The organism is Silvania sp., assembly GCF_051656365.1.
Taxonomy (GTDB): domain Bacteria; phylum Pseudomonadota; class Gammaproteobacteria; order Enterobacterales; family Enterobacteriaceae; genus Enterobacter; species Enterobacter hatchlandensis.
The window spans coordinates 24,928-51,454 of sequence record NZ_JBOGBT010000036.1 but is presented as its reverse complement, the minus strand read 5'-3'; the positions used below and the strand labels follow the sequence as shown (position 1 = coordinate 51,454).

At 59.5% G+C, this 26,527-nt stretch carries 25 protein-coding genes; 11 read left to right on the top strand and 14 right to left on the bottom strand.

Annotated elements, in window-relative coordinates; all coding sequences use genetic code 11:
* Positions 1-472: 472 nt before the first annotated feature.
* Positions 473-1,198, top strand: coding sequence for an ABC transporter ATP-binding protein (locus ACRDD5_RS07365; protein WP_271281527.1), 726 nt, complete (start codon positions 473-475; stop codon positions 1,196-1,198).
* Here ACRDD5_RS07365 and bioD read toward each other — a convergent pair.
* From bioD to bioB, 4 genes are read right to left on the bottom strand one after another with little or no spacing between them, the layout of a single operon-like run.
* Positions 1,158-1,862, bottom strand: coding sequence for a dethiobiotin synthase (gene bioD / locus ACRDD5_RS07360; RefSeq protein WP_271281526.1), 705 nt, complete (start codon positions 1,860-1,862; stop codon positions 1,158-1,160). The genes ACRDD5_RS07365 and bioD overlap by 41 nt on opposite strands.
* Entirely contained in the window at positions 1,855-2,610 is a 756-nt protein-coding gene (bioC, locus tag ACRDD5_RS07355) for a malonyl-ACP O-methyltransferase BioC (protein WP_438676345.1), read from the bottom strand. The genes bioD and bioC overlap by 8 nt, the downstream gene beginning before the upstream one ends.
* Positions 2,594-3,751, bottom strand: coding sequence for an 8-amino-7-oxononanoate synthase (gene bioF / locus ACRDD5_RS07350; protein WP_438676344.1), 1,158 nt, complete (start codon positions 3,749-3,751; stop codon positions 2,594-2,596). Before bioF ends, bioC begins: the two co-directional genes overlap by 17 nt.
* Positions 3,748-4,788, bottom strand: coding sequence for a biotin synthase BioB (gene bioB, locus ACRDD5_RS07345; protein ID WP_271281523.1), 1,041 nt, complete (start codon positions 4,786-4,788; stop codon positions 3,748-3,750). The genes bioF and bioB overlap by 4 nt, the downstream gene beginning before the upstream one ends.
* Positions 4,789-4,857: 69 nt before the next feature.
* On the opposite strand from bioB, the gene bioA reads away from it, so the two are divergent.
* Together bioA and ACRDD5_RS07335 are read left to right on the top strand one after the other, a co-directional pair.
* Entirely contained in the window at positions 4,858-6,165 is a 1,308-nt protein-coding gene (gene bioA, locus ACRDD5_RS07340; RefSeq protein ID WP_438676343.1) for an adenosylmethionine--8-amino-7-oxononanoate transaminase, read from the top strand.
* 57 nt (positions 6,166-6,222) lie between these two features.
* The gene (locus tag ACRDD5_RS07335) at positions 6,223-6,699 is read left to right on the top strand and encodes a kinase inhibitor (RefSeq protein ID WP_438676342.1); all 477 of its coding nucleotides are present in this window, start codon (positions 6,223-6,225) and stop codon (positions 6,697-6,699) included.
* Between the two features lie 37 nt (positions 6,700-6,736).
* Here the strand turns inward: ACRDD5_RS07335 and hutH are convergent, their stop codons facing one another.
* From hutH to hutI, 5 genes are all read right to left on the bottom strand, one after another.
* The gene (gene hutH, locus ACRDD5_RS07330; protein WP_438676341.1) at positions 6,737-8,257 is read right to left on the bottom strand and encodes a histidine ammonia-lyase; all 1,521 of its coding nucleotides are present in this window, start codon (positions 8,255-8,257) and stop codon (positions 6,737-6,739) included.
* On the bottom strand, positions 8,257-9,942 hold the full coding sequence (hutU, locus tag ACRDD5_RS07325) for a urocanate hydratase (RefSeq protein ID WP_438676340.1): 1,686 nt from the start codon (positions 9,940-9,942) through the stop codon (positions 8,257-8,259). Before hutU ends, hutH begins: the two co-directional genes overlap by 1 nt.
* Before the next feature lie 125 nt (positions 9,943-10,067).
* Entirely contained in the window at positions 10,068-10,802 is a 735-nt protein-coding gene (locus ACRDD5_RS07320) for a histidine utilization repressor (RefSeq protein WP_438676339.1), read from the bottom strand.
* A 165-nt stretch (positions 10,803-10,967) separates the two neighbouring features.
* Positions 10,968-11,906 (bottom strand): formimidoylglutamase, encoded by a 939-nt coding sequence (hutG, locus tag ACRDD5_RS07315; RefSeq protein ID WP_438676338.1) that lies wholly within the window; start codon positions 11,904-11,906, stop codon positions 10,968-10,970.
* Positions 11,903-13,126, bottom strand: coding sequence for an imidazolonepropionase (gene hutI, locus ACRDD5_RS07310; RefSeq protein WP_438676354.1), 1,224 nt, complete (start codon positions 13,124-13,126; stop codon positions 11,903-11,905). The genes hutG and hutI overlap by 4 nt, the downstream gene beginning before the upstream one ends.
* Positions 13,127-13,351: 225 nt before the next feature.
* Between hutI and ACRDD5_RS07305 the strand changes: the two genes are divergently transcribed.
* Positions 13,352-14,635 (top strand): putative acyl-CoA thioester hydrolase, encoded by a 1,284-nt coding sequence (locus ACRDD5_RS07305; RefSeq protein WP_438676337.1) that lies wholly within the window; start codon positions 13,352-13,354, stop codon positions 14,633-14,635.
* A gap of 83 nt (positions 14,636-14,718) precedes the next feature.
* Here the strand turns inward: ACRDD5_RS07305 and pgl are convergent, their stop codons facing one another.
* Positions 14,719-15,714 (bottom strand): 6-phosphogluconolactonase, encoded by a 996-nt coding sequence (gene pgl, locus ACRDD5_RS07300; protein ID WP_438676336.1) that lies wholly within the window; start codon positions 15,712-15,714, stop codon positions 14,719-14,721.
* A gap of 152 nt (positions 15,715-15,866) precedes the next feature.
* Here pgl and ACRDD5_RS07295 point away from each other — a divergent pair, with 152 nt between their 5' ends.
* Positions 15,867-16,685: a pyridoxal phosphatase gene (locus ACRDD5_RS07295; RefSeq protein ID WP_438676335.1), complete on the top strand. Its 819-nt coding sequence runs from the start codon at positions 15,867-15,869 to the stop codon at positions 16,683-16,685.
* Here ACRDD5_RS07295 and modC read toward each other — a convergent pair whose 3' ends face one another.
* The 4 genes from modC to ACRDD5_RS07275 all read right to left on the bottom strand — a co-directional run bounded on the left by modC (position 16,686) and on the right by ACRDD5_RS07275 (position 19,538).
* Entirely contained in the window at positions 16,686-17,744 is a 1,059-nt protein-coding gene (modC, locus tag ACRDD5_RS07290) for a molybdenum ABC transporter ATP-binding protein ModC (RefSeq protein WP_271281513.1), read from the bottom strand.
* Positions 17,745-17,746: 2 nt separating this feature from the next.
* Positions 17,747-18,436 carry a molybdate ABC transporter permease subunit gene (modB, locus tag ACRDD5_RS07285; protein ID WP_271281512.1) on the bottom strand — a complete coding sequence of 230 codons (690 nt, stop codon included), beginning with the start codon at positions 18,434-18,436 and terminating at the stop codon, positions 17,747-17,749.
* A complete protein-coding gene (gene modA, locus ACRDD5_RS07280) occupies positions 18,433-19,209 on the bottom strand; it encodes a molybdate ABC transporter substrate-binding protein (protein WP_438676334.1) in 777 nt (258 codons plus the stop codon). Before modA ends, modB begins: the two co-directional genes overlap by 4 nt.
* A gap of 179 nt (positions 19,210-19,388) precedes the next feature.
* Positions 19,389-19,538 carry an AcrZ family multidrug efflux pump-associated protein gene (locus tag ACRDD5_RS07275; RefSeq protein ID WP_039029358.1) on the bottom strand — a complete coding sequence of 50 codons (150 nt, stop codon included), beginning with the start codon at positions 19,536-19,538 and terminating at the stop codon, positions 19,389-19,391.
* Between the two features lie 127 nt (positions 19,539-19,665).
* Between ACRDD5_RS07275 and modE the strand changes: the two genes are divergently transcribed.
* The 6 genes from modE (at position 19,666) to galM (ending at position 26,453) form a co-directional block, all read left to right on the top strand.
* Positions 19,666-20,454 carry a molybdenum-dependent transcriptional regulator gene (gene modE, locus ACRDD5_RS07270; RefSeq protein ID WP_271281509.1) on the top strand — a complete coding sequence of 263 codons (789 nt, stop codon included), beginning with the start codon at positions 19,666-19,668 and terminating at the stop codon, positions 20,452-20,454.
* A gap of 67 nt (positions 20,455-20,521) precedes the next feature.
* A complete protein-coding gene (gene modF / locus ACRDD5_RS07265) occupies positions 20,522-21,991 on the top strand; it encodes a molybdate ABC transporter ATP-binding protein ModF (protein WP_438676333.1) in 1,470 nt (489 codons plus the stop codon).
* 204 nt (positions 21,992-22,195) lie between these two features.
* Complete coding sequence (gene galE / locus ACRDD5_RS07260; protein ID WP_271281507.1) at positions 22,196-23,212, top strand: UDP-glucose 4-epimerase GalE; 1,017 nt, start codon at positions 22,196-22,198, stop codon at positions 23,210-23,212.
* A gap of 9 nt (positions 23,213-23,221) precedes the next feature.
* A complete protein-coding gene (gene galT / locus ACRDD5_RS07255) occupies positions 23,222-24,268 on the top strand; it encodes a galactose-1-phosphate uridylyltransferase (RefSeq protein WP_438676332.1) in 1,047 nt (348 codons plus the stop codon).
* 2 nt (positions 24,269-24,270) lie between these two features.
* A complete protein-coding gene (galK, locus tag ACRDD5_RS07250) occupies positions 24,271-25,419 on the top strand; it encodes a galactokinase (RefSeq protein WP_271281505.1) in 1,149 nt (382 codons plus the stop codon).
* Positions 25,413-26,453 carry a galactose-1-epimerase gene (gene galM / locus ACRDD5_RS07245; protein ID WP_438676331.1) on the top strand — a complete coding sequence of 347 codons (1,041 nt, stop codon included), beginning with the start codon at positions 25,413-25,415 and terminating at the stop codon, positions 26,451-26,453. The genes galK and galM overlap by 7 nt, the downstream gene beginning before the upstream one ends.
* Positions 26,454-26,527 lie beyond the last annotated feature (74 nt).

The following is a 26,527-nucleotide window of genomic DNA, read 5'->3' as shown; positions in this document are numbered from 1 at the left end:
CAGTGATTGATTTTATTTAACGCATTGATATTTAATAAGTATTTTCAAAAGACGCGTTTCGCAGCAATTCAGGCGCAGGCCGCGTCTTCTCTCGCTTACCTTGTGTTTTCTAACTCTAATGCACATGGTTATCCACAGGAATAGTGGATAACTGCTTCCAGCCCATGCCACTCGTGACTCGGCTAATTCCCGGTTTTTCCGCACAGCGCGACGGTAAAAAATATTTATTAGCTATTTTTGGCATTTGACCGCTGTAATGAGGATAACAAAGTGATGCGATCTTAGTCACATTTTCCTGTTGAGAGAGCTGCACCAAACCCGCCCGTCTGGCACTGACACAGTGCATTATTCTGTTAACCCTCCCCCTGACTTTCAGGTGTATTCCGAAAAAACAGCCTTTAACTGCCACTTTCAGGACGGTGGCAAGGGTCTTGCAACACAGGATGTCTGTTACCCGAAAAGGAGCAACACCATGCTGAGCCTGCGCGCTATTAACCAGTATTACGGAAATCAACACACGCTGTGGAATGTTGACCTCGACCTTCCTCCCGGCGTCTGCACCGGCATCGTCGGTCTGCCCGGAATGGGGAAAACCACGCTGATGAACTGCATCGCGGGCCTGCTGCCTATTGCCAGCGGCACCATGGTCTGGCACGAAGCCGGGGCATCGCCCTTCCCTCTGCTGTCCGGCGGCTCAGAGGCGCGCACAGGCCCGGGAATTGGCTATGTTTCACAGGATCGGCGGATCTTTTCTCAACTCACCGTAGAGGAGAATCTGCACATCGCGAGGCGGGCAAAAGGCGAGACGAGTGGGTCGATGAACAGCGATATTTTTGAGTTCTTTCCTGAGCTTTACCCGCTGCGCCAGCGGCGCGCGTCGGGCATCAGCGATGACCTGCAGTATCAGCTGGCGCTGGCTAACGCGCTGGTCACCCGCCCGCGCCTGCTGATTCTGGACGAGCCCAGCCGCGGCCCCGACCCGCTGTTGACCGCCAGGCTGGCAATGCTGCTGGCCAGGCTTACCCGCGAGCTGGGGCTGTCGGTGCTACTGGCCGAGCAGCAGCTGGGGTTGATTCGCCGGGTGGCGGAGCGCTTTTGCCTGCTCTGGCGCGGGCGTAGCGTGGCCCAGGGCCATGTAAGCGAGCTTAACGATCCGCTTATTGAACACTGGATGGGGACGGCGTCACCAGCGGGTTAAGCGTGAGGTAGCGCCCCACCGCCGTGGTATCGGCATCGTCGCCCAGCCACGGAATTTCACCCAGCAGCGGTGCCGCCAGCACGCGTCTGAGCGTCGCCATGTATTCTGCGTGGCGTTTGCCAGGCGCCACCACGACATTCGCCACCCAGCCCACCAGCGGCAGCCCCGCCTGGCGGATCGCCTGCGCGGTCAGCATTGCATGATTGATACAGCCCAGCTTCACCCCCACCACCAGGATCACCGGCAGGTGCTCGGCAATCGCCCAGTCGGCGAAGGTCAGCTCCTCTGACAGCGGCGTAAACCAGCCGCCCGCGCCCTCTACCAGCACCCAGTCAGCACGGCTTTCCAGCGCCCGCAGCCCTGCGGAAAGGGTGCTAAACGCAATCGGGCGCTGCTCGTCGGCGCTGATGATATGCGGCGAGGTCGGCTCGGCGAAGGTGTAGGGATTCACCGCCTGATAGCTCAGCGCCACGCTGCTGTTGCGCAGGAGCGCCAGCGCGTCGCTGTTGCGTAGCCCCTCGGGCGTCATTTCACTGCCCGAGGCCACCGGCTTGTAGCCCGCGGTTTTCAGACCCAGAGCATTTGCTGCCTGCAGCAGTGCGCTGCTGGCGACGGTTTTACCGACCTCGGTGTCGGTGCCGGTCACAAAATAACGTTCAGTCACGTTCAATTATCCCATGAAAGAGTTGGTAAGAGAGCGGGAATTGCCCCGCCTGCTGCGGCCAGGCCAGCGCCAGCTGCTGTAGCTGGCCGCGCGTTAACGGCTTATCGCCCCGCCCGCCATGCAGATGGGTGGCGCCAATGCCTTTCAACGAACGCATCGCGCTCAGCGCATCGTCGAACAGCAGGGTCACGGTCTGAATAACACAGCGGTAGCGCCAGCCGGACAAGGCATCGGTCACCTGCTGCCCGGTCAGAAAACGGTTCACATGCGGCTGGGTATCGACTGCTCGCCAGGCCTGATTCAGCTCCGGCAGCGAGCCGCTCAGCAGCGTGGTAAATGCGACCTTACCGCCCGGCTGCGCTACCCGGTACAGCTCCGCCAGCGCCTGCGGCAGGCTGGCGCACCACTGCACCGCCAGATGACTCCAGACCAGGTCGAACTGGCTGTCGGCCAGCGGAATGGCTTCGATATCCGCCAGCAGGTAATCATCCGCCACCTGGTGATTGCGCGCCTGATCCAGCATCTGGGCAGAGATATCCATCGCCACCACATGGCTCCCGGCGTTACGCCACGCGAGGCTGTTGCCACCCGGCCCGCAGCCCGCATCCAGCACGCGGGCAAAATCATCCTCAGCCAACAGCGACCGCAGTCCTTCGGCGCTTTGCCGCTGCAGCCCGTCGTGGCGAGAATAGCTTTGCGCCGCCCGGCCAAATGCGGCGGCAATGGCCTGTTTATTCACTTGCGGCATGCAGCGCCTCCAGTAACGCGGTGATATCGGCCGGTTGATGCGCCGCAGTCAGGGTCAGGCGCAGGCGGGCGGTGCCCATCGGAACGGTTGGCGGACGAATGGCGGTCACCCAGATCCCCTGCTGTCTGAGGGTATTCGCCATCTGCAGAGCGCGATCGTTTTCACCGACGATCAGCGGCTGAATGGCGCTCTGCGAGGCGGTGATTTGCAGCGGCAGTCCGCTGACGCCCGCGCGGAACTGGCCGATGAGGGAGGCCAGCCGCTGACGCCGGTCGTCGCCGTCATCGCTGCGAATCACGTTAAACGCCGCCAGCAAGGCCACTGCCTGGGCAGGCGGCATGCTGGTGCTGTAGATCAGATGGCGGGCAAACTGCAGCAGGTAGTCAGCAACCGACGCGCTGCACAGCACCGCAGCCCCGCTGACGCCCACCCCTTTGCCAAAAGTCACCACCAGCATCTCGGGTTTTACCCCCAGGCTGGCGGCGGTGCCGCGCCCCTCTGGCCCGGTGACGCCGATCCCGTGAGCATCGTCCACCAGCAGCCAGCTGGCGTTACGCTGCGCCGCCGTATGAAGTTCCCCCAGCGGGGCGCTGTCGCCGTCCATGCTGAAAATCCCTTCGGTGACCACCAGCTGCTGTCCTTCGCAGGGTTTATCCAGCAGTGCGGCAAGCTGGGCGGCATCGTTATGGGCAAAGCGCCTGAGCTGAGCCGGGCTATGACTGGCGGCTTCCAGCAGCGAAGCATGGCTTAAGCGGTCAGCGACGATGCGATCGTCTTTGCCGGTCAGCGCGGCAATCAGGGCCTGGTTGGCGGCAAAGCCGGAGATAAACAGCAGCGCGCGATCATAGCCGAGCCAGCCCGCCAGATGGTCTTCCAGCGCCTGATGGGCGGTGGTGTAGCCGCTGACGTGGCCGGAGCCGCCGCTGCCCACGCCATACTGCTCCGCGCCCTGCTGCCAGGCGCGGACAACGTCGGGATGCTGGCTTAAGCCCAGATAGTCATTGCTGGAGAAATTCGCGTAACGCTGCTGCCCACGGGTCAGAAAGCGCCCGGCACCGTTCGCCACCGTGGTGCGCACGCGCAGGGCATCTGCCGCCCGGCGCGCGTCGAGGGCGGCATCAATGCGTTGCTGCCAGGTCATACCGTCGCCGCGTTGTAGAACTGGTCGGTATCGGCGTTAAAAAGCTGCTGTTCGAGCTGGTGCTGCTGCTCGTTATCACCGGTCTGCACCGCCGTCTGCTGCGGGTTAAGCCCCAGCTTGCGGAACAGCTGGACGTCTTTGTCCTCTTCCGGGTTCGGGGTGGTCAGCAGTTTGCAGCCATAGAAAATAGAGTTGGCCCCGGCCATAAAGCACATCGCCTGAGTCTGCTCGTTCATCTGCTCACGCCCGGCGGAGAGGCGCACGAAAGAGGTCGGCATCATCACGCGTGCCACCGCAATGGTGCGGATAAAATCAAAGGCGTCGACGTCGTCGTTGTCCGCCAGCGGAGTGCCCTTCACCTTCACCAGCATGTTGATCGGCACACTCTCCGGTGGGGTGGGCAAGTTTGCCAGCTGCAGCAGCAGGCCCGCGCGATCGGTGACCGTTTCGCCTAAGCCCACAATCCCACCCGAGCATACTTTGATGCCCGCATCGCGCACTTTACCCAGCGTATCCAGACGCTCCTGATAGGTACGGGTGGTGATAATGTTGCCGTAGAATTCCGGCGAGGTGTCGAGGTTGTGGTTGTAGTAGTCCAGACCCGCCGAGGCCAGGCGCTGGGCCTGATCGTCGTCCAGCGTGCCGAGGGTCATACAGGCTTCGAGGCCCATAGCTTTAACGCCCTGCACCATCTGCTCAAGATACGGCATGTCGCGCTCGTGCGGGTTTTTCCACGCCGCACCCATGCAGAAACGGGTCGATCCGGCATTTTTCGCCTGGCGGGCCGAGTCGAGCACCTGCTCCACTTCCATCAGACGCTCGGATTCGAGGCCGGTTTTGTAGCGCGCGCTCTGCGGGCAATATTTGCAGTCTTCCGGGCAGGCCCCGGTCTTGATTGACAGCAAGGTGCTGACCTGGACGTGCTGCGGATCGAAGTGCTGACGGTGCACCTGCTGGGCTTCAAACAGCAGTTCCAGCAGAGGTTTTTCGAATAATGCAGTGACTTGCGACATTGACCAGCGTGTCTGGTGAGCCATGGGGCGTCTCCAAAAGGGTTTAGTTCAGGATGGGTTCGGTTTATACTCGTAAACCTAAATGTTTTCAAAATGGTTTACAAGTCGATTATGACAACGGACGATCTCGCTTTCGATCAGCGCCACATCTGGCACCCTTACACCTCCATGAGCCAGCCCCTGCCCGTTTATCCGGTCACCGGGGCGCAGGGCTGCGAGCTGACGTTGGCCAGCGGCGAACAGCTGGTGGACGGTATGTCCTCGTGGTGGGCGACCATTCACGGCTACAACCATCCGCGGCTCAACGCAGCGATGAAAGCGCAGATTGACCGCATGTCGCACGTGATGTTTGGCGGGATCACCCATCCTCCTGCGGTGGATCTCTGCCGTCGTCTGGTGGCCATGACCCCCGAGGCGCTGGAGTGCGTATTCCTTGCCGATTCCGGCTCGGTGGCGGTAGAAGTGGCGATGAAAATGGCGCTGCAGTACTGGCACGCCAAGGGTGAGAGCCGCCAGCGTTTTCTCACCTTCCGCAACGGCTACCACGGCGACACCTTTGGCGCGATGTCGGTGTGCGATCCCGACAACTCAATGCACAGCCTGTGGAAGGGCTACCTGCCGGAAAACCTGTTTGCCCCGACCCCGCTGAGCCGCTTCGACGGCGCGTGGGATGAAACGGATATGGTCGGCTTCGCCCGCCTGATGGCCGCCCATCGTCACGAGATTGCGGCAGTGATCCTCGAACCCATCGTGCAGGGTGCGGGCGGCATGCGAATGTACCATCCTGAGTGGCTCAAGCGCATCCGTAAGATGTGCGACCGGGAAGGGATCCTGTTGATTGCCGACGAGATTGCCACCGGCTTTGGCCGTACCGGCAAGCTGTTCGCCTGCGAGCATGCGGGCATCACCCCGGACATTCTGTGCCTCGGTAAAGCCCTGACCGGCGGCACCATGACGCTGTCCGCGACCCTCACCACCCGCCGGGTAGCAGAGACCATCAGCAACGGCGAGGCGGGCTGCTTTATGCACGGCCCAACGTTTATGGGCAACCCGCTGGCCTGTGCGGTGGCCAGCGAAAGCCTGGCCATCCTCGAAAGCGGCGAGTGGCAGACTCAGGTTGCCGCCATCGAAGCCCAGCTGACGCAGGATCTGGCGGCAGCGCGTGAATCTGAGTATGTCGCGGACGTGCGGGTGCTGGGAGCCATCGGGGTGGTTGAAACCCGTCATCCGGTGAATATGGCCGCGCTGCAGCGCTTCTTTGTGGCACGCGGCGTATGGGTGCGTCCGTTTGGTAAGCTGATCTATCTGATGCCGCCGTATCTGATAAGCCCCGAGCAGCTCAGCAAGCTGACCGCCGCGGTTGTAAACGCGGTGAATCATCCTGAACACTTTGTGATTTAAGCCCGCGTCTTCCGTTATGGAGTACACTTTTTGCAGGACTTATTACGGAGAAACAGTATGCGACTCTTCAGTCAGGATCTGCGCGACGGGGATAAACTCCCGGCGCGCCACGTGTTCAACGGCATGGGGTACGAGGGGGATAACATCTCTCCGCATCTGGCGTGGGACGAGGTGCCCTCCGGCACCAAAAGCTTTGTTGTGACCTGCTACGACCCGGACGCGCCTACCGGCTCCGGCTGGTGGCACTGGATTGTCGCCAACCTGCCCGCCGATACCCGCGTGCTGCCGCAGGGCTCGGGTTCATCGCTGGTCGAACTGCCGGATGGCGCGGTACAAACCCGAACCGATTTTGGCAAAGCGGGCTATGGCGGCGCGGCACCACCGAAAGGCGATACCCACCGTTATATCTTCACAGTGCACGCGCTGGACGTTGACAGAATTGAGGTCGATGAAGGGGCGAGCGGCGCGATGGTGGGTTTTAACGTCCATTTCCACACCCTGGGCAGCGCGTCGATAACCGCGTTGTACAGCTAGAAACAGACCCGGCAAGCCGCGCTCGCCGGGTATTTTTTTACAGGAAGGCCGGTAACAATCCCACCAGGCTGCCCTGATCCAGCAAGCCGATTGCCGCATCGATATCCGGGGCAAAGAAGCGGTCATCATCATAATGCGCCACCTGTTCGCGCAGCGTATGACGCGCCTGCTCCAGCAGCGGGCTTGAGGTCAGACCGTCGCGCAGATCCGCGCCCTGACACGCCGCCAGCCACTCGACCGCCAGCACGCCACGGGTATTGCCCGCCATCTCCCACAGGCGACGGCCCGCCGCGGGTGCCATCGAGACATGGTCTTCCTGGTTCGCCGATGTTGGCAGGCTGTCGACGCTGTGCGGATGCGACAGGGCTTTATTCTCGCTTGCCAGCGCGGCTGCGGTCACCTGGGCAATCATAAAGCCGGAGTTCACCCCGCCGTTGCGCACCAGGAACGGCGGCAGCTGCGACATGTGTTTATCCATCATCAACGCAATGCGCCGTTCGGACAGAGCACCGATTTCAGCAATCGCCAGCGCCAGATTATCCGCCGCCATCGCCACCGGCTCAGCATGGAAGTTGCCCCCGGAAACCACTTCATTTTCTGCCGCAAACACCAGCGGGTTATCAGAAACCGCATTGGATTCCACCAGCAGCACGTCTGCTGCCTGGCGCAGCTGCGTCAGGCAGGCCCCCATCACCTGCGGCTGACAGCGCAGGGAGTACGGATCCTGCACTTTGTCGCAGTTGTGATGTGATTCAGCAATGGCGCTGGTTTCGGTCAGGACATGGCGGTACAGCGCCGCGGCGTCGATCTGCCCGCGCTGCCCGCGCACTTCATGAATACGGGCATCGAACGGACGACGGGAGCCAAGCACCGCTTCGGTCGTGAGCGCCCCGCAGACCACCGCCGAGGCAAACAGATCTTCGGCTTCAAACAGACCGCGCAGCGCAAACGCCGTTGACGCCTGAGTGCCATTCAGCAGCGCCAGCCCCTCTTTCGCTGCCAGCGTCACCGGCGAGAGACCGGCTTTTTGCAATGCGGTTTCCGCCGGGAGCCATTCGCCGCGATAGCGGGCTTTACCTTCGCCGAGCAGGGTCAGGGACATATGCGCCAGCGGGGCCAGATCGCCGGATGCGCCGACCGAACCTTTGGCGGGGATCCACGGGTATACGCCCGCATTGACCAGCGCGATCAGCGCCTGAATCACGCTCAGGCGGATCCCGGAGAAACCGCGCGCCAGGCTGTTGATTTTCAGCACCATCATCAGGCGTACGATGTCGTCGTCCAGCGGCTGGCCGACGCCCGCAGCATGGGACAGCACCAGCGAGCGCTGCAGGTTTTCCAGATCGTGCGTGGCGATACGCGTTTGCGCCAGCAGGCCAAACCCGGTGTTGATCCCGTAGGCGGTGCGACCTTCGGCGACAATCGCTTCGACGCAGGCAACGCTTGCGTTAATCGCCCCGTGGGCCGCGTCATCGAGCGTAATCTGCAGCGGATGGCGCCATACCTGACGGAGCTGCGCCAGCGTCAGGGTACCGGGGGTAAGGGTTAAGGCATTCATCAGTGCTTTCCTTGTGTGGCGGCGATCATCGGCAGGTTCAGGCCCTGCTCTTTCGCACAGTCGATAGCGATGTCATATCCGGCGTCCGCATGGCGCATCACGCCTGTTGCCGGGTCGTTGTGCAGCACGCGGGCAATGCGCGCGGCGGCTTCATCGGTGCCGTCGCAGACAATCACCATCCCGGCATGCTGGGAGAAGCCCATCCCGACGCCGCCGCCGTGGTGCAGCGAGACCCAGGTCGCGCCGCTGGCGGTATTCAACAGGGCATTGAGCAACGGCCAGTCAGAGACCGCGTCAGAGCCGTCACGCATCGCTTCGGTTTCGCGGTTGGGGCTGGCCACTGAGCCAGAATCAAGGTGATCGCGACCGATGACAATCGGCGCGGACACTTCGCCGCGGCGCACCATTTCGTTAAAGGCCAGGCCCAGCTTCTGCCGCCACTCCAGCCCCACCCAGCAGATACGCGCCGGTAAGCCCTGGAAGTTAATGCGCTCGCGGGCCATGTCCAGCCAGTGATGCAGGTGTTCATCATCGGCGACAATCTCTTTCACTTTGGCGTCGGTTTTATAGATATCTTCCGGGTCGCCGGAGAGCGCCACCCAGCGGAATGGGCCGATACCGCGACAGAACAGCGGCCGGATATAGGCGGGTACAAAACCCGGGAAATCAAAAGCGTTGGCAACGCCCATCTCTTTCGCCATCTGGCGAATGTTGTTGCCGTAGTCAAAGGTCGGCACGCCAAGCTTGCTGAACGCCAGCATCGCGCTGACGTGGTCGGCCATGGAACGTTTAGCCGCCAGCACGGTGCCTTCAGGATCCTGCTGCGCTTTCTGCTGATACTCTTCCCAGCTCCAGCCTTTTGGCAGATAGCCGTGAAGCGGATCGTGAGCGCTGGTCTGGTCGGTGACCAGATCAGGGCGCACGCCGCGCGCCACCAGTTCCGGGACGATATCCGCCGCGTTACCGCACAGGGCAATCGAGACCGCTTTGCCTTCAGCGGTGTATTTTTGAATTCTGGCCAGCGCGTCGTCCAGGCTGTCGGCCTGCTCATCCACGTAGCGGGTGCGCAGACGGAAATCGATCCGGCTCTGCTGGCATTCAATATTCAGGGAGCAGGCGCCCGCGAGGGTGGCCGCCAGCGGCTGCGCGCCGCCCATCCCACCTAAGCCCGCGGTGAGCACCCAACGCCCCTTCAGGGAGCCCTTATAGTGCTGACGCCCGGCTTCGACGAAGGTTTCGTAGGTGCCCTGCACGATGCCCTGGCTACCGATGTAGATCCAGCTCCCGGCCGTCATCTGGCCGTACATCGCCAGCCCCTTCGCATCCAGCTCGTTAAAGTGTTCCCAGGTTGCCCAGTGCGGCACCAGGTTGGAGTTGGCGATCAGCACGCGCGGGGCATTTTTATGGGTTTTAAACACGCCGACAGGCTTACCGGATTGCACCAGCAGGGTCTCGTCGTTTTCCAGTTCAGTGAGCGCGGCAACCATCGCGTCATAGCACTCCCAGTTGCGCGCCGCCCGGCCAATGCCGCCGTACACCACCAGCTCGTGAGGATTCTCCGCCACGTCGGGATCGAGGTTGTTCATTAACATCCGCAGCGGCGCTTCGGTCAGCCAACTTTTGGCGTTAAGCGTGGTGCCGCGAGGGGCGCGGATCTCTTGCTGGCGATACTTACCTGACGACATGGTGTGCTCCTGAGAGGGGACAGAATATACAGTAAGATATACTTGTATAGACAAGTGCACACAAGGCTGAATTTAACAATTAAGATACATTTTTATTATATTGCGTCAGCAATCACGCTTTTGACTTATGACATGAAGTGGCCCTGTAGCCGGTAGCGATTGCCAGGGAACAGCAGTCTGGCGTGGGAAACAATGTACGAAGCTGACCAGGTACGGCGATGGATCAGCAGGCAGGGATCGTGCTCTTTAATGCGCAGCAGCTCGCACTCCTGCGGGGTGGCACGTACAGCCTCGACGATGTGCTCCCCTTCTGTGAGCGGCGCAACCAGCGACAGCCAGGCATGCGGGGTGGTGACGGTGTAGTCCTGGAGTAGGTAATCCGGCACCAGCGCGGCATTGACGCAGCGATCCTCTATCTGCACCGGGATGTCGTTTTCAAAGTGCAACATCAGGGAGTGGAAGATCAGCGTGCCCTCTTTAACATTCAGCGCCACCGCCTGCGCCGGGCTGGCCTGCGTCTCCTCGAGGAGCAGCACCTCGCAGCGGTGTTGATGGTTGCGGGAGGCGATCTCATCAGCGATGCTGCGAATTTCAAACAGCGCCGACTGCCCCTTCGGCTCGGCGACAAAAGTGCCGACCCCCTGCAGACGCACCAGCAGCCCTTCATCGGTGAGTTCACGCAGCGCGCGGTTGATGGTCATCCGGCTAAAGCCAAACTGCGCCACCAGCTCCGCCTCGGACGGGATACGATCGTGGGCACGCCAGACGCCGGTGGCAATCTGATGACTGATCGCCTGCTTCACCTTTTCATAAAAAGGCGCGGGCGTGTTGGCCTGCTGCTGTGGCGTGCGTGAGAACATAGCAATTCCTTAAGCCGAAAAAAAGTCGATTATATACCCTAAATAATTCGAGTTGCAGGAAGGCGGCGACGCAGCGAATCCCCAGGAGCTTACTTCAGTAAGTGACTGGGGTGAGTGAGGAAAGCCAACGCGCATGCAACTTGAAGTATGACGGGTATATAGGGATTACGCCCACCAGTGAGCTATTTGCCACGCCAGCCGCGCGGCGAGCTTCGCCCCCTGGCCGTCACGGTCGAAGCGGGGGTTAAACTCCACCAGATCCACCGCCTGCAGTTTGCCGCTGCGACAGACCTGTTCGATCGCTTGCAGCAGCTCCCGGGCGGGCACGCCCAGCGCGGCAGGGGCCGAGACGGCGGGCATTTCAGCAGCGGGCAGCACGTCAAGGTCAAGGGTCAGATAGACCCGATCCGCGCTTTCCAGCAGCGCCTCAAGCGTTGCCCGCGCCTGCTGGTGGAAATCGAGGTCTTCCACTATCGTCACCCGCAGACGGGCGGCTTCATCCCACAACGCCTGGGTATTCGCCGCGCGGCTGACACCCAGACAGGCATAGTGAAAATCACGCTGCAGCGCCGCGCAGTAGTGGGACAGCTGGCGAAACGGCGTACCGGATGTCGCCCGACTGGCGCTACGCAGGTCAAGATGCGCATCAAGATTAATGATTACCACCTGCTCGCCGGGGAAAGCGTCCAGCACACCGCGCCCGTGTGCCCAGGCGGTTTCATGCCCGCCCCCGAGAACCAGACTCTGCATCCCCGCCTGCAGACAGGCAGTGACCGTCTCGCTCAGCGCCTGCTGCGCCGCTTCCAGTGCATCACCTTCTACGCTGATGTTACCCATATCCAGCAGACGTTCATGCCCTTGATGGCTCGCCATATTTGCCAGCGCGCCACGTATAACATCGGGGGCTTGCGCCGCCCCCGGTCGGCCCTGATTGCGCTTGACCCCTTCATCGCTGGCAAAGCCAATCAGGGCGATCCCGCTGCTGGCAGGACGTTGCGTGTCACGTTGTTCCACGGTCTGAAACAGACGCAGGGCATTACTGGCCTCTGCGCGATCGTCCCGCCCCTGCCAGATATCCGCTGAAACCGGCTGCCATAAACTCATTGAATGCGTCCTCTGAATACGCGCTGATAAAGCGGGTTACGGCCCGGCTCATACACCATCTCGACCGGGCTTCTGGCATCCCAGACAGCAAGGTCGGCGACAAATCCGGCTTTCAGCTGCCCGTGCGTCTCGCCGCGCCCCAGCGCCTTCGCCGCATGTCGCGTGACCCCCGCCCAGGCCTCTTCCGGGGTTAAGCCAAACTGCACGCAGGCCATGTTCATCGCCAGATGCAAACTGGCAAACGGGCTGGTGCCGGGGTTGTAATCGGTGGCGACCGCCATCGGCACGCCCTGTTGACGCAGTCTGTCGACCGGCGGGCGCTGACGCTCCTGTAAAAAATAGAATGCGCCGGGAAGTAATACGGCAACGGTGCCGCTGTGCGCCATTGCCGCGACGCCCGCGTCATCGAGATACTCAATATGATCCGCCGACAGCCCGCGATAGCGACTGACCAGCGCGGTGCCGCCGAGGTTGGACAGCTGTTCGACATGGCCCTTAATGGGGATCCCCAGTGCCTGCGCAGCCTGGAAGACCCGCTCGCTTTGCGCGAGGGTAAATCCGACGTTTTCGCAGAACACGTCAACGGCCTCGAACAGCCGCTTTTCCCACAGCGCTGGCAGCATGTGCTGGCAAACATGATCGACATACGCATCGGGATCGTTACGGTACTCGCGCGGCACGGCATGCGCGGCCAGCAGCGTCGGGCTGATTTCCACCGGGTTGGTCTGGGCCAGACGCTGCGCCACGCGCAGCATCTTTTCTTCTGCCTCGTCGTTCAGACCGTAGCCCGATTTGATTTCAACCGTGGTCACCCCTTCACGCATCAGGCGTTCAAGCCGCCGCTGCGCCAGCTGTTCAAGCTGGTCAGCGGTGCTGTCCCGGGTGGCGCTGACGGTGGCGTTAATCCCGCCACCCTGGGCGCTGATTGTCTGATAAGAAACCCCTTTCAGCCGCTGCTCCCATTCGGCCGCGCGATCGCCACCGAACACCAGATGGGTGTGACAGTCGATTAAACCCGGCGTCACCAGGCGCCCTTCCAGATCGATTGCGCGCGGCAGGTCTGCGGTCAGATCGGGTTCGGGGACAATCGCCAGAATCGTCTCGCCGCGCACAATTAAGGCCCTGTTTTCCAGCAGGCCATACGGTGTGCCGTGGCTGGGATCGAGGGTCGCGAGGCGCAGGTTACGCCAGATTACGTCATCGGGATGAAGTTGCAGCATCGGGCTTTCACTTGTCATGGGTTGTATAGACATTTATTTTGATTCTCTGCGCCCTGTCAATCGCCTTTACCAAAAATGTTAGTTATTTGTGACAACTTTCCCGCTAAGCGTGGGAATAAAAAGTAACTTTTTGCCTTTATCATCTTCCCGTTTCGCTCAACTTAGTATAAAAAAGCAGGCTATTTCAGTTCTCCCCCTATTGATTTGCTTAGCAGGAGCTTTCCCTTGAATACTTCCAGGATTTCCCGTCTGGCGCTGGCACTCGCTTTTGGCGTGACGTTGTCGGCGTGCAGCTCTACTCCGCCGGATCAACTGCCTTCTGAGCAAGTTGCACCAGGCACAGCCTCACGACCAATCCTGACTGCCGATGAAGCTAAAAACTTCCAGCAGGCGCGCTACTTTACGGCGATGGATCCGAACGCAACGCCGTGGAGCCCCTATGCCATTCGTCTGCCTGCCCAGCCTGACTTCGTGGTCGGCGCGGCCGGGGGCCAGGGCGTAACCCATACCTCCATTCAGGCGGCGGTTGACGCTGCCATTGCGAAGCACAGCAGCACTCGCCAGTACATCGCCATTTTACCGGGCGAATATCAGGGTACTGTATATGTGCCTGCCGCATCCGGCAGCGTGACGCTGTACGGCACGGGCGAAAAACCGCTGGACGTTAAAATTGGCCTGGCGCTTGATTCCGAAATGGACACCGCCACCTGGCGTCGCCTGGTTAACCCGGCAGGCCGCTACATGCCTGGCAAACCGGCCTGGTACATGTTCGATCGCTGCCAGAGCAAACACAGCGCCACCGTTGGCGTGATGTGCTCTGCCGTCGTCTGGTCCCAGAACAACGGTCTGCAGCTGCAGAACCTGACCATTGAAAACAACCTCGGCGACAGCGTGGACGCGGGCAACCACCAGGCAGTGGCACTGCGCAGCGATGGCGACCAGGTGCAGATCGACAAGGTCAATATTCTGGGCCGTCAGAACACCTTCTTCGTGACCAACAGCGGCGTAGAGAACGCCCTGAAAACCAACCGCATCACCCGTACGCTGGTGACTAACAGCTACATTGAAGGCGATGTGGATATCGTTTCCGGGCGCGGCGCGGTGGTATTTGATAATACCGACTTCCGCGTGATGAATTCCCGCACCCAGCAGGAAGGCTACGTATTCGCCCCGGCAACGCTGTCGAACATGTTCTACGGCTTCCTGGCCGTGAACAGTCGCTTCACCGCTGCAGGTGACGGCGTGGCGCAATTGGGCCGCTCGCTGGATGCAGACCCGGCCTCTAACGGCCAGGTGGTGATCCGCGACAGTGTGATCAATGAAGGCTTTAACATGGCGAAACCCTGGGGCAATGCGGCGATTTCTCAACGTCCGTATGCGGGGAATACCGGTGCGGTAGATGATAAAGGCAACGTGCAGCGCAACCTGAACGACGCTAAATTCAACCGCATGTGGGAATACAACAACCGCGGTGTGGGCAGCAAAGTGATCGCGGAACCGAAGCAGTAAGAATGCGTTTCGTAAGCCGGGTAAGCCAACACCACCCGGCATAAAAAAACCTCGCATTTGCGAGGTTTTTTATTTCATCTGCCTTAGAGCGCGTTAACCACAACCCACATTGGCCCCTGGCCGACAGCGTAACGGCCCTTCTCTTCCAGCAGTCCCTGCTCGCCGTTAATCTCGTAGAGCGCGATATGATGGGATTTTTGCCCCGCCGCAATCAGGAATTTACCGCTGTGATCGATGTTAAAGCCGCGCGGCTGCGTCTCGGTCGGCTGGAAGCCTTCAATCGCCAGCACGCTACCGTCTTCGGAGATGCTAAACACCGTGATCAGGCTGGAAGTGCGGTCACAGGCATACAGATGACGCCCGTAAGGGGTGATATGAATATCCGCCCCCCAGCGCGTGTCGGCGAAATCAGCCGGCATCATATCCAGCGTCTGTACGCACTCAATCTTGCCGTTCGGCGCTTTCAGCGCCCAGACGTCCACCGAGCAGTTCAGCTCGTTCACCACGTAGGCGTACTGCTGATTCGGGTGGAAGACCATATGACGCGGGCCTGCGCCTTCAACGGTGGTGATTTCTGCCGGGTTTTGCGCCTCCAGCTTGCCGTCATCGCCGAGGGTGAACAGGCAGATACGATCCTGCTTCAGCGCCGGAACCCACAGGGTGCGGTTGTCCGGGGAGATGTTCGCCGAGTGGCACCCTTCCAGACCTTCAACTACGTCAACGGTCTCAACCGGAATGCCCTCTTCCAGACGGGTAACGCTCACGCAGCCAGAATTGTAAGAGCCGCTAAAGATAAAGCGCCCCTGCAGGTCGGTGGAGATATGGGTCGGGCTGCCAGGCAGCGCCGCTTCGGCGGTAAAGGTCAGCGCGCCATCTTCAGGGGAGATACGGTAAGCCAGCACGCGGAAGTCCGGACGCACACCCACGTACAGGAAACGTTTATCCGGGCTGATTACCATCGGCTGAACCTGGCCGGGCACATCGACGGCCTGAACCAGGGTGAGTGTACCTTCGGGATTCAGACGCCAGACGTGGATCTGCTGGCTTTCAGGACTGGCGGTATAAACGGTTTGTTTCATGAATGCTCCTTTCCTTACTGCGCGTAAAAGTAATGTACCAGGATAGTCTGATTTAACGGTGAATGCTGAATTATAACCCGGTATTTTGCAGCGACTGCCTCGCGGTGTACCATCTGTCATCCCCGAAATATCAACATTAACCGGAATATCAAATGACCTCGCGTGTGATCGCTCTGGATTTAGACGGTACGCTGTTAACCCCGCAAAAAACCTTGCTCCCCTCTTCGCTTGCTGCACTGAAACGTGCCCAGGAAGCGGGATATCAACTCCTCATCGTAACGGGTCGACATCACGTTGCTATTCATCCTTTTTATCAGGCACTGGCGTTAGATACACCTGCAATTTGTTGTAATGGCACCTATTTGTATGATTATGCAGCAAAAAAGGTTCTGCAGGCCGACCCTTTACCGGTACCCCAGGCGCTGCAGCTGATTGAGTTGCTCGATCAACACGCGATCCACGGTCTGATGTACGTTGATGACGCCATGGTGTACGAGCGCCCGACCGGCCACGTTATCCGCACCAGCAACTGGGCACAATCATTGCCCGAAGCACAGCGTCCGGTGTTTACCCAGGTGCCTTCGCTGGCGCAGGCGGCTCAGGAGGTTAACGCCATCTGGAAATTTGCGCTGACTGACGAAGACACCGTGAAGCTAAACGACTTCGCAAAACACGTTGAGCAGACGCTGGGCCTGGCGTGCGAATGGTCATGGCACGATCAGGTGGATATCGCCCGCACCGGCAACAGCAAAGGCAAACGCCTGATGCAGTATGTGGAATCCATTGGCGGGTCGATGAAGGATGTGATTGCTTTTGGCGATAACTTTAACGATATCAGCATGCTCGAAGCCGCCGGAACCGGCGTGGCAATGGGCAATGCGGATGACGCCGTCAAAGCCCGCGCCAACCTGGTGATTGGCGACAACACCACGGACAGTATTGCCCAGTACATCTATACCCATCTGCTGTAATCAGGTGGTGATCGACACGCTCTTGATCTGCGCATAGAGCCACAGGCCAGGTTTGATCCCAAGTTCATCCCTGGCCCACGGGCTGATGCGCGCCCACAGCGTGCGGCTGCCAATTTCCAGCTGGACTTCAACCTGGCCGTTATCGTCGTAGCACTGGGCCACTTTGGCGCGCAGAATATTACGGATGCTGCTTTGCAGCGGCGGCTGTAGCACCAGCGACACGTCCGAGGCCTGAATACGAATACGCAAGCCAGCCTGCAGCGGTTTATCCAGCTTGTTGACCCAGACGTGCTGATCGCCAATGGCCAGCGCGGTCATCGCGTAGTGCGGATGGTGCTCCAGCACGCTCACTTTCAGAATGCTGCTCTGCTGCTCCTGCGGGAGCCACGGATGCATTACGCTGCTGCCCCACACCTCTTCCAGATCGCCAAACGCTTTTACGCTGCCGTTTTCCAGCACCAGCACTTTATCGGCCAGATGCAAAATCTCATCCAGCGAGTGGCTGACGTACAGCATCGGGATATTGATCTCGCGTGCCAGTCGCTGCAGATAGGGCAGCAGTTCGCGCTTGCGCGGAATATCGAGGGAGGCCAACGGCTCATCCAACAGCAGCAGTTCTGGCGCGGTCAGCAGCGCTCGCCCAATTGCCACGCGCTGCTTTTCACCACCCGAGAGCGACGACGGCAGCCGGTTCAGCAGCGGTTCAATGCCCAGCAGCGCAATCAGCTTATCAAACTGCCCGGCCATGCTTTTTGCCATGCCGTAACGCAGGTTGCCCAGCACCTTATAGTGCGGGAACAGCCTGGCATCCTGGAACACATAGCCAATTCGGCGTTTTTCCGGTGCCAGGCAGGTGCGTTTTTCAACATCGTTCAGCACCCGGCCATTGAGCACGATTCGCCCTGACTGCGGTTTGGTCAACCCGCTGATGGCGTTGATCAACGAGGTTTTGCCCGCGCCGGAGACGCCAAAAATGGCGGTGATACCGCTGGCGGGTAGCGTTTCGTTGATGGTCAGGCTGTGATCGCCTAACGTCTGGGTAAAATTCAGCTCCAGCATGGTCAGTTCCCCATCCGTTCACGGCTAATACGCGCCAGCCATTCGGATATCAGCAGCGAGACCAGCGCCAGCACAATGGAAATAATACACAAGCGCGCCGCCGCCCCTTCGCCGCCCGGGGTCTGGATCAGGGTATACATCGCCGACGGGATGGTGCGGGTTTCGCCAGGGATATTGGACACAAACGTGATGGTCGCGCCAAACTCGCCCAGCGAGCGGGCAAACGCCAGCACCGTGCCAACGATAATGCCCGGCAGTGTCAGGGGAAGGGTGATGGTGAGAAAGACGCGCCAGCGCCCGGCCCCTAACGTGCGGGCCGCCTGCTCAAGCTTGAGGTCAACCGCCTCCAGCGCCAGGCGGATCGCCCGCACCATCAGCGGGAACGACATCACTGCCGCCGCCAGCACCGCACCGCGCCAGCTAAAGGCAAAACTCAGCCCGAACCACTCATACAGCTTTTCGCCGATAAAGCCGCGTCGCCCCATGGCGATCAGCAGCAAATAGCCGACCACCACCGGCGGTAACACCAGCGGCAGATGCAGCACACTGTCGAGGAGGGCTTTACCTGGAAACTTACAGCGAACCAGTAGCCAGGCGAAGAAGATCCCAAAGGGCAAACTACACGCAACCGCGAGGGAAGAGACTTTCAGGCTCAGCAGCACGGCCTGCCATTCGGGATCGGTCAATATCATTCGTGAGTCGTAAATCCATAACGTTTAAAGATGGCAGACGCCTGCGGCCCCTTCAGATAATCGTAAAAGGCGCTGACGGTTGCGTTTTTATGTCCATCAATGATGGCAACAGGGTATTCCACTTTCTTATGCGAGTCTTCAGGGAAGGTACTCACCACTTTGACCGCTTTATCGGCAACCGCATCGGAGCCGTAGACGATCCCAAGCGGTGCTTCACTGCGCGCCACCAGCGCCAGGGCACCGCGCACGTCTTCCGCCGGGGCCAGTTTCGGCGACAGCGTTTCCCACGCCCCCAGTTTTTGCAGCGCTTCTTTTGCATAAATCCCGGCCGGGACATGATCCGGGTCACCCACCGCCAGACGCCCGTCTTTCAGCAGGCGGGTCCAGTCAGTTTTATTCGTAATGACAAATTCAGCTTGTGCGCTGGCCTTTGGCGCCACCACCACCAGGCTATTGCCGAGCAGGGTTTTACGGCTTGTGGTGTCGATCGCTTTTTTATCGATGGCGTAATCCATCCACTTCTGATCGGCAGAGATAAACAGGTCGGCAGGTGCCCCGGCTTCAATCTGACGCGCCAGCGTAGAGGAAGACGCAAACGACGACACCACGTCGACGTTCTTCTCTTTCTTATACACTGCCGCAATATCCTGCATCGCGTTGGTCAGAGAGGCTGCCGCAAAAACGGTGATTTTGCCTTCATCCGCCAGTGCCTGCCCGGTCAGGCTGAGCATCAGCGTTGCGCCTGCAATCAGCTTTAATCCTGTACGTGTCATCTGTAACTCCTGTGAGTGTCGTTATATACGAAGGAATATAACGACAACTGTAGGGTTTTCCCAGCGTTAAATCGTACCGATTAATGAGTAAATCTGTTTGATGCCGTAAATAATATCGGCGAGAAGGCGGGAAACTTGAGAGCAAAACGCCCGGTCAGACCGGGCGTTTTTTCAGGAAATCAATGCTGCTTTTTCGGCTGTTTTCTGTGGCCAATATTGGAAAAGATGTTGAACACCTCACCCAGGCCGTAAATGGCACCGAGGATGATAGCCATCACCACTGGCACCATGATCACGGCGAATACCAGACTTTTCAGCAACTCTAACATGGCTTTCTCCAGACAATGTGAATTCATTATTCTAACCGGAAAAGCGAGAAATACATCCCCTTTTGTGCGGTACAGTTTGCGCATATAACGAATTACGTCACAATAAGCCTTTTGCCAGGACATTGTTATGCAGGCCGAAATTCTCCTCACCCTTCGTCTTCAGCAAAAATTGTTCGCCGATCCTCGCCGCATCGCCCTGCTCAAACAGATCGCGCAAACCGGCTCCATTAGCCAGGGGGCGAAAAACGCGGGCATTAGCTATAAAAGCGCGTGGGATGCCATCAACGAGATGAACATCCTGAGCGAACAGCCGCTGGTCGATCGCGCCACCGGCGGCAAAGGCGGCGGCGGTGCCGTGCTGACGCGCTACGGGCAGCGACTGATCCAGCTGTACGACCTGCTGGGACAAATCCAGCAAAAAGCGTTTGATGTCTTAAGCGATGACGACGCCCTGCCGCTGGACAGCCTGCTGGCCGCGATCTCCCGCTTCTCATTACAAACCAGCGCCCGCAACCAGTGGTTCGGCACCGTCACCGCCCGGGACGGAAACCTGGTGCAGCAGCATGTGGATATTCTGCTCGCCGACGGCGAAACGCGCCTGAAAGCGGCGATTACCGCCCAGAGCGGCGAACGTCTGGGGTTAGATGAAGGCAAAGAGGTACTGGTGCTGCTGAAAGCGCCGTGGGTCAGTATCACCCGGGATGCTGAAGCGGCCCAGCAGGCCGATAACCAGCTGCGCGGCGTGATCAACCATATTGGCCACGGCGAGGAGCAGTGCGAAGTGCTGATGACCCTGCCCGACGGCCAGACGCTCTGCGCCACCGTTCCGCTCTCGCAGGCGGCGGGCTTAGAAGAAGGTGCTGATGCAACCGCATATTTTAATGCCGACCGGGTGATTATCGCCACGTTATGCTAAGCGGATTGACATTGGCGCTGACAGTGCGTATCCCTGAGGCTTATCGCTGCAAAATATGGGATACGTTATGTCATCATTGCAAATTTCGCAAGGCACGTTTCGTCTTAGCGACACCCGAACCCTTTCTCTTGCCGATTTCACCCTCAATGCGGGCGAAAGCTGGGCTTTCGTTGGCAGCAACGGCAGCGGCAAATCCGCGCTGGCACGCGCCCTGGCCGGCGAGCTGACCCTGCTGAAGGGTGAACGCCGCAGCACCTTTGCCCGTCTGACCCGCCTCTCCTTTGAACAGCTGCAAAAGCTGGTCAGCGATGAGTGGCAGCGCAATAACACCGATCTGCTCAGCCCGGGTGAAGAGGATACGGGCCGCACCGCATCAGAGATTATCCAGGACGAGATCAAAGACGAGGCCCGCTGCCGCCAGCTGGCAGAGCAGTTTGGCATCACCAGCCTGCTGGACAGACGTTTCAAATATCTTTCGACGGGCGAAACCCGCAAAACCCTGCTCTGCCAGGCGCTGATGAGCGCACCGGAGCTGCTGATCCTCGATGAACCCTTTGATGGCCTCGACGTAAAATCACGCGGACAGCTGGCTGACCTGTTGGCCTCGCTCAACCAGCAGGGTTATACCCTGGTGCTGGTGCTCAACCGCTTTGATGAAATTCCGGATTTTGTTCAGCATGCTGGCGTGCTTGTGGACTGCGCCCTGACGGCGGTCGGCGAAAAAACAGCCCTGCTAAAGCAGGCTTTAATTGCCCAGCTGGCACACAGCGAAAAACTGCACGGCGTCGCCCTGCCGGAACCGGATGCCCCCTCTGCGCGGCACGGTTTGCCGGAAGGTGCGCCGCGGATTGTGCTCAACAATGGCGTGGTGTCGTATAACGATCGTCCGATCCTCGACGACTTAAGCTGGACGGTCAATCCCGGTGAGCACTGGCAGATTGTCGGCCCGAACGGGGCCGGGAAATCCACCCTGCTCAGCCTGATAACCGGCGATCACCCCCAGGGTTACAGCAACGATTTGACCCTGTTTGGCCGCCGACGCGGCAGCGGTGAAACCATCTGGGACATCAAAAAACATATCGGCTATGTCAGCAGCAGCCTGCACCTCGACTACCGGGTCAGCACCACCCTGCGCAACGTGATCCTCTCGGGCTACTTCGACTCGATTGGTATTTATCAGGCGGTGTCGGATAAGCAGCACAAGCTGGCACAGCAGTGGCTGGATATTCTCGGGATGGATAACCGGGTCGCTGATGCACCGTTCAGCAGCCTGTCCTGGGGCCAGCAGCGGCTGGCACTGATCGTCCGCGCGCTGGTCAAACACCCCACGCTATTGATCCTCGACGAGCCGTTGCAGGGGCTGGATCCGCTCAATCGCCAGCTGATCCGCCGCTTTGTCGACATCCTGATCAGCGAGGGGGAAACACAGCTGCTGTTTGTCTCCCATCATGCGGAAGATGCCCCCGCCTGTATCACCCACCGGCTGGAATTTATCGCCGACGGCGAGACCTACCGCTACCAGACAGGCCCCTTGTAAACCGCGCCGAGGGTAATGCCCTCGCGCTTTTCAGATAACCTGCAACAGCGCACCGCTATCCGTTTGATTTACAATCCTTCATAACCCGCTGGAATGCGCTTTTGCGCGCAGTGTAAGCGATTCCACTAATTTATCCCATGTCACACTTTTTCGCTCTCTGGTATGCTAGGATTATCTCATACCACAAGCCCAATGGAGCGAAATATGCGAGTTCTGGTAACAGGTGGTAGCGGTTACATAGGAAGTCATACCTGTGTGCAACTGCTGCAAAACGGTCACGACGTCATCATTCTCGATAATCTGTGCAACAGTAAACGTAGCGTGCTGCCGGTCATGGAGCGCCTTGCCGGTAAGCAACCCACCTTTATCGAAGGCGATATTCGTAACGAAGCGCTGATGGCGGAGATCCTTCACGATCACGCGATCGACACGGTGATCCACTTTGCCGGACTGAAAGCGGTCGGTGAATCGGTCGCCAAACCGCTGGAATATTACGACAACAACGTTAACGGCACGCTGCGCTTAATCTCCGCCATGCGCGCGGCGGGCGTGAAGAACTTTATCTTCAGCTCCTCTGCAACCGTGTACGGCGACCAGCCGCAAATTCCGTATGCCGAAAGCTTCCCGACCGGCACGCCGCAAAGTCCGTATGGCAAAAGCAAACTGATGGTGGAACAGATTCTGGCAGACCTGCAAAAAGCGCAGCCAGACTGGAGCATCGCCCTGCTGCGTTACTTCAATCCGGTAGGCGCACATCCATCAGGCGACATGGGTGAAGATCCGCAGGGCATCCCGAACAACCTGATGCCGTACATCGCCCAGGTGGCCGTGGGTCGTCGCGACTCGCTGGCGGTATTCGGTAATGACTATCCGACCCCGGACGGCACCGGCGTGCGCGACTATATTCATGTGATGGATCTCGCTGAAGGCCACGTGGCGGCGATGCAGCAGCTGGCGGATAAACCGGGCGTCCATATTTACAACCTCGGCGCGGGCGTTGGCAGCAGCGTGCTGGATGTGGTCAAGGCGTTCAGTACCGCCTGCGGCAAACCGGTGGCGTATCACTTTGCCCCACGCCGCGACGGCGACCTGCCCGCCTACTGGGCCGACGCCAGCAAAGCCGAGAAAGAGCTGAACTGGCGCGTCTCCCGCACGCTGGATGAAATGGCACAGGACACCTGGCGCTGGCAGTCACGCCACCCGCAGGGCTACCCGGATTAAGGATCTGTGATGACTCAATTTAACCCCGTCGATCACCCGCATCGTCGTTTTAACCCGTTAACCGGGCAATGGATCCTGGTCTCTCCGCACCGGGCCAAACGTCCGTGGCAAGGGGCGCAGGAGACACCGGCAAAACAGACCCTGCCGCAGCACGATCCGGACTGCTTCCTCTGTCCGGGCAATACCCGCGTCACCGGGGATATCAATCCCGATTACAAAGGCACGTACGTTTTCACCAACGACTTTGCCGCGCTGATGACCGATACCCCCGACGCACCCCAAAGCGGCGATCCGTTGATGCGCTGCGAAAGCGCGCGCGGCACCAGCCGGGTGATCTGTTTTTCGCCGGACCACAGTAAAACGCTGCCGGAACTGAGCGTCGAGGCCCTGACCGAGGTGGTTAAAACCTGGCAGGAGCAGACCGCCGAACTCGGGCAAACCTACCCGTGGATCCAGGTGTTTGAAAACAAAGGTGCAGCGATGGGCTGTTCCAACCCGCATCCGCACGGGCAGGTGTGGGCCAACAGCTTCCTGCCGAATGAAGCCGAGCGCGAAGATCGCCTCCAGCAGGCGCATTACGCCGAGCACGGTACGCCGCTGCTGGTGGATTATGCCCAGCGCGAGCTGGCGGACGGCAGCCGCACCGTAGTGGAAACCGAGCACTGGCTCGCGGTAGTGCCTTACTGGGCGGCGTGGCCGTTCGAAACCCTGCTGCTGCCGAAAGCCCACGTGCTGCGCATCACCGATCTGAGTGAGGCCCAGCGAAGCGATTTGGCGCTGGCGCTGAAAAAACTGACCAGTCGTTACGACAACCTGTTCCAGTGCTCTTTCCCCTATTCCATGGGCTGGCACGGCGCACCGTTTAACGGCGAAGAGAATCAGCACTGGCAGCTGCATGCCCACTTTTATCCGCCGCTGCTGCGCTCTGCGACCGTACGCAAGTTTATGGTCGGCTATGAGATGCTGGCAGAGACCCAGCGCGACCTGACGGCAGAACAGGCCGCTGAGCGCCTGCGTGCAGTGAGCGATGTTCATTTTCGCGAATCCGGAGAATAACAATGAGTCTGAAAGATAAAACCCACGCCCTGTTTGCTGAAAAATTCGGCTACCCTGCCACTCACGCCATTCAGGCTCCCGGCCGCGTGAACCTGATCGGGGAACACACCGACTACAACGACGGTTTTGTCCTGCCCTGCGCCATCGATTACCAGACGGTGATAGGCTGTGCGAAGCGCGATGACCGCAAGGTCCGGGTGATCGCCGCCGATTACGACAACCAGATCGATGAATTTTCGCTGGATGCGCCGATTGTTGCTCACGATTCTCAGCAGTGGTCAAACTACGTGCGCGGCGTGGTGAAGCATCTGCAGAAGCGTAATAAAAACTTTGGCGGCGCGGATCTGGTGATCAGCGGTAACGTCCCACAAGGCGCGGGTTTAAGCTCGTCCGCCTCGCTGGAAGTGGCGGTCGGTACCGTCTTCCAGCAGCTGTATCATCTGCCGCTGGACGGGGCGCAAATCGCCCTCAATGGCCAGGAAGCAGAAAACCAGTTCGTCGGCTGTAACTGCGGCATTATGGATCAGCTGATCTCCGCGCTCGGTAAAAAAGGCCATGCGCTGCTGATCGACTGCCGCTCGCTGGGCACCAAAGCGGTTTCCCTGCCTAAAGGCGCTGCGGTTATTATTATCAACAGTAATTTCAAACGTACGCTGGTGGGCAGTGAGTACAACACCCGCCGCGAGCAGTGCGAAACCGGGGCGCGCTTCTTCCAGCAAACCGCCCTGCGCGACGTGTCGCTCAACGAGTTCAATAAAGTCGCCCATGAGCTGGATCCGGTGGTGGCAAAACGCGTGCGTCACGTCCTGACCGAGAACGCCCGTACCGTTGAAGCCGCTGCGGCGCTGGAAAAAGGCGATCTGCTGCGAATGGGTGAACTGATGGCGCAGTCCCATGCCTCGATGCGGGATGACTTCGAAATTACCGTGCCACAGATCGACACCCTGGTAGAGATTGTGAAAGCCGCAATTGGCGAGCAGGGCGGCGTGCGCATGACCGGCGGCGGCTTCGGTGGCTGCATCGTCGCGCTGGTGCCGGAAGCGTTAGTCCCGGTTGTTCAGCAGGCTGTTGAACAGCAGTACGAAGCCAAAACCGGCATCAAAGAGACGTTCTACGTCTGCAATGCCTCACAAGGAGCGGGCCAGTGCTAAGAGAAACCCCCACCCTCGCCCCGGATGGTCTGCCGTATCGCCTGTTAACCCTGCGCAACCGCGCGGGGATGGTGGTCACGGTGATGGACTGGGGCGCCACGCTGCTTTCAGCACGCGTCCCGATGAATGACGGCAGCGTGCGCGAAACGCTGCTCGGCTGCGCTTCCCCGGAACAGTACGTTGAGCAAACGGCATTCCTGGGGGCCTCTGTGGGTCGCTACGCCAACCGGATCGCCAAAAGCTGTTTCGAGCTGGATGGCGTGCGTTACCCCCTGCTGCCAAGCCAGGGCGAAAACCAGCTCCATGGCGGGCCAGAAGGCTTTGATAAACGCCGCTGGCGCATCGTGCAGCAAAACAATGGCGAAGCGCTGCTGGCGCTCGACTCACCCGACGGCGATCAGGGTTTTCCGGGCAACTGCGCAGTGAGCGTGCATTACCGTTTAACGGAAGACAACCGCGTCGCCATTGAGTATCGCGCCACGGTGGACAAGCCTTGCCCGGTCAACCTGACCAATCACGCCTACTTCAACCTCGACGGCGACTGCAGCGACGTTCGCAATCACAAGCTGCAACTGCTGGCACAAGCCTATTTACCTGTCGATGAGATGGGGATCCCGCAGGATGGACTGAAGGCAGTTGCCGATACCAGCTTTGATTTCCGCACCCCCAAAGTTATCGCCCAGGATTTCCTGGCTGATGCCGATCAGCGCAAAGTGAAAGGTTACGATCATGCCTTCCTGCTCGACGCGCAGGGCGACGTGAGTCAGCCTGCTGCGCATCTGTGGTCGGCCGATGACAAGCTGCAGATGACGGTGTATACCACCGCCCCTGCTCTGCAATTCTATTCAGGTAACTACCTTGGCGGCACCCCGGCGCGTGAGCAAGGGGAATACAGTGAATGGCAGGGTCTGGCGCTGGAAAGTGAGTTTTTACCGGACAGCCCGAACCATGCCGAGTGGCCGCAGCCGGACTGCGTTTTACGCCCGGGGGAAGTCTACGTGAGCGTTACGGAATACCACTTTATTGCGCAATAAAATCGGGCCCTCCATCTGGAGGGCTTTTTTTACCCATCTTGCTGAAAATAGCGCCATTCACGGACAAAATCACA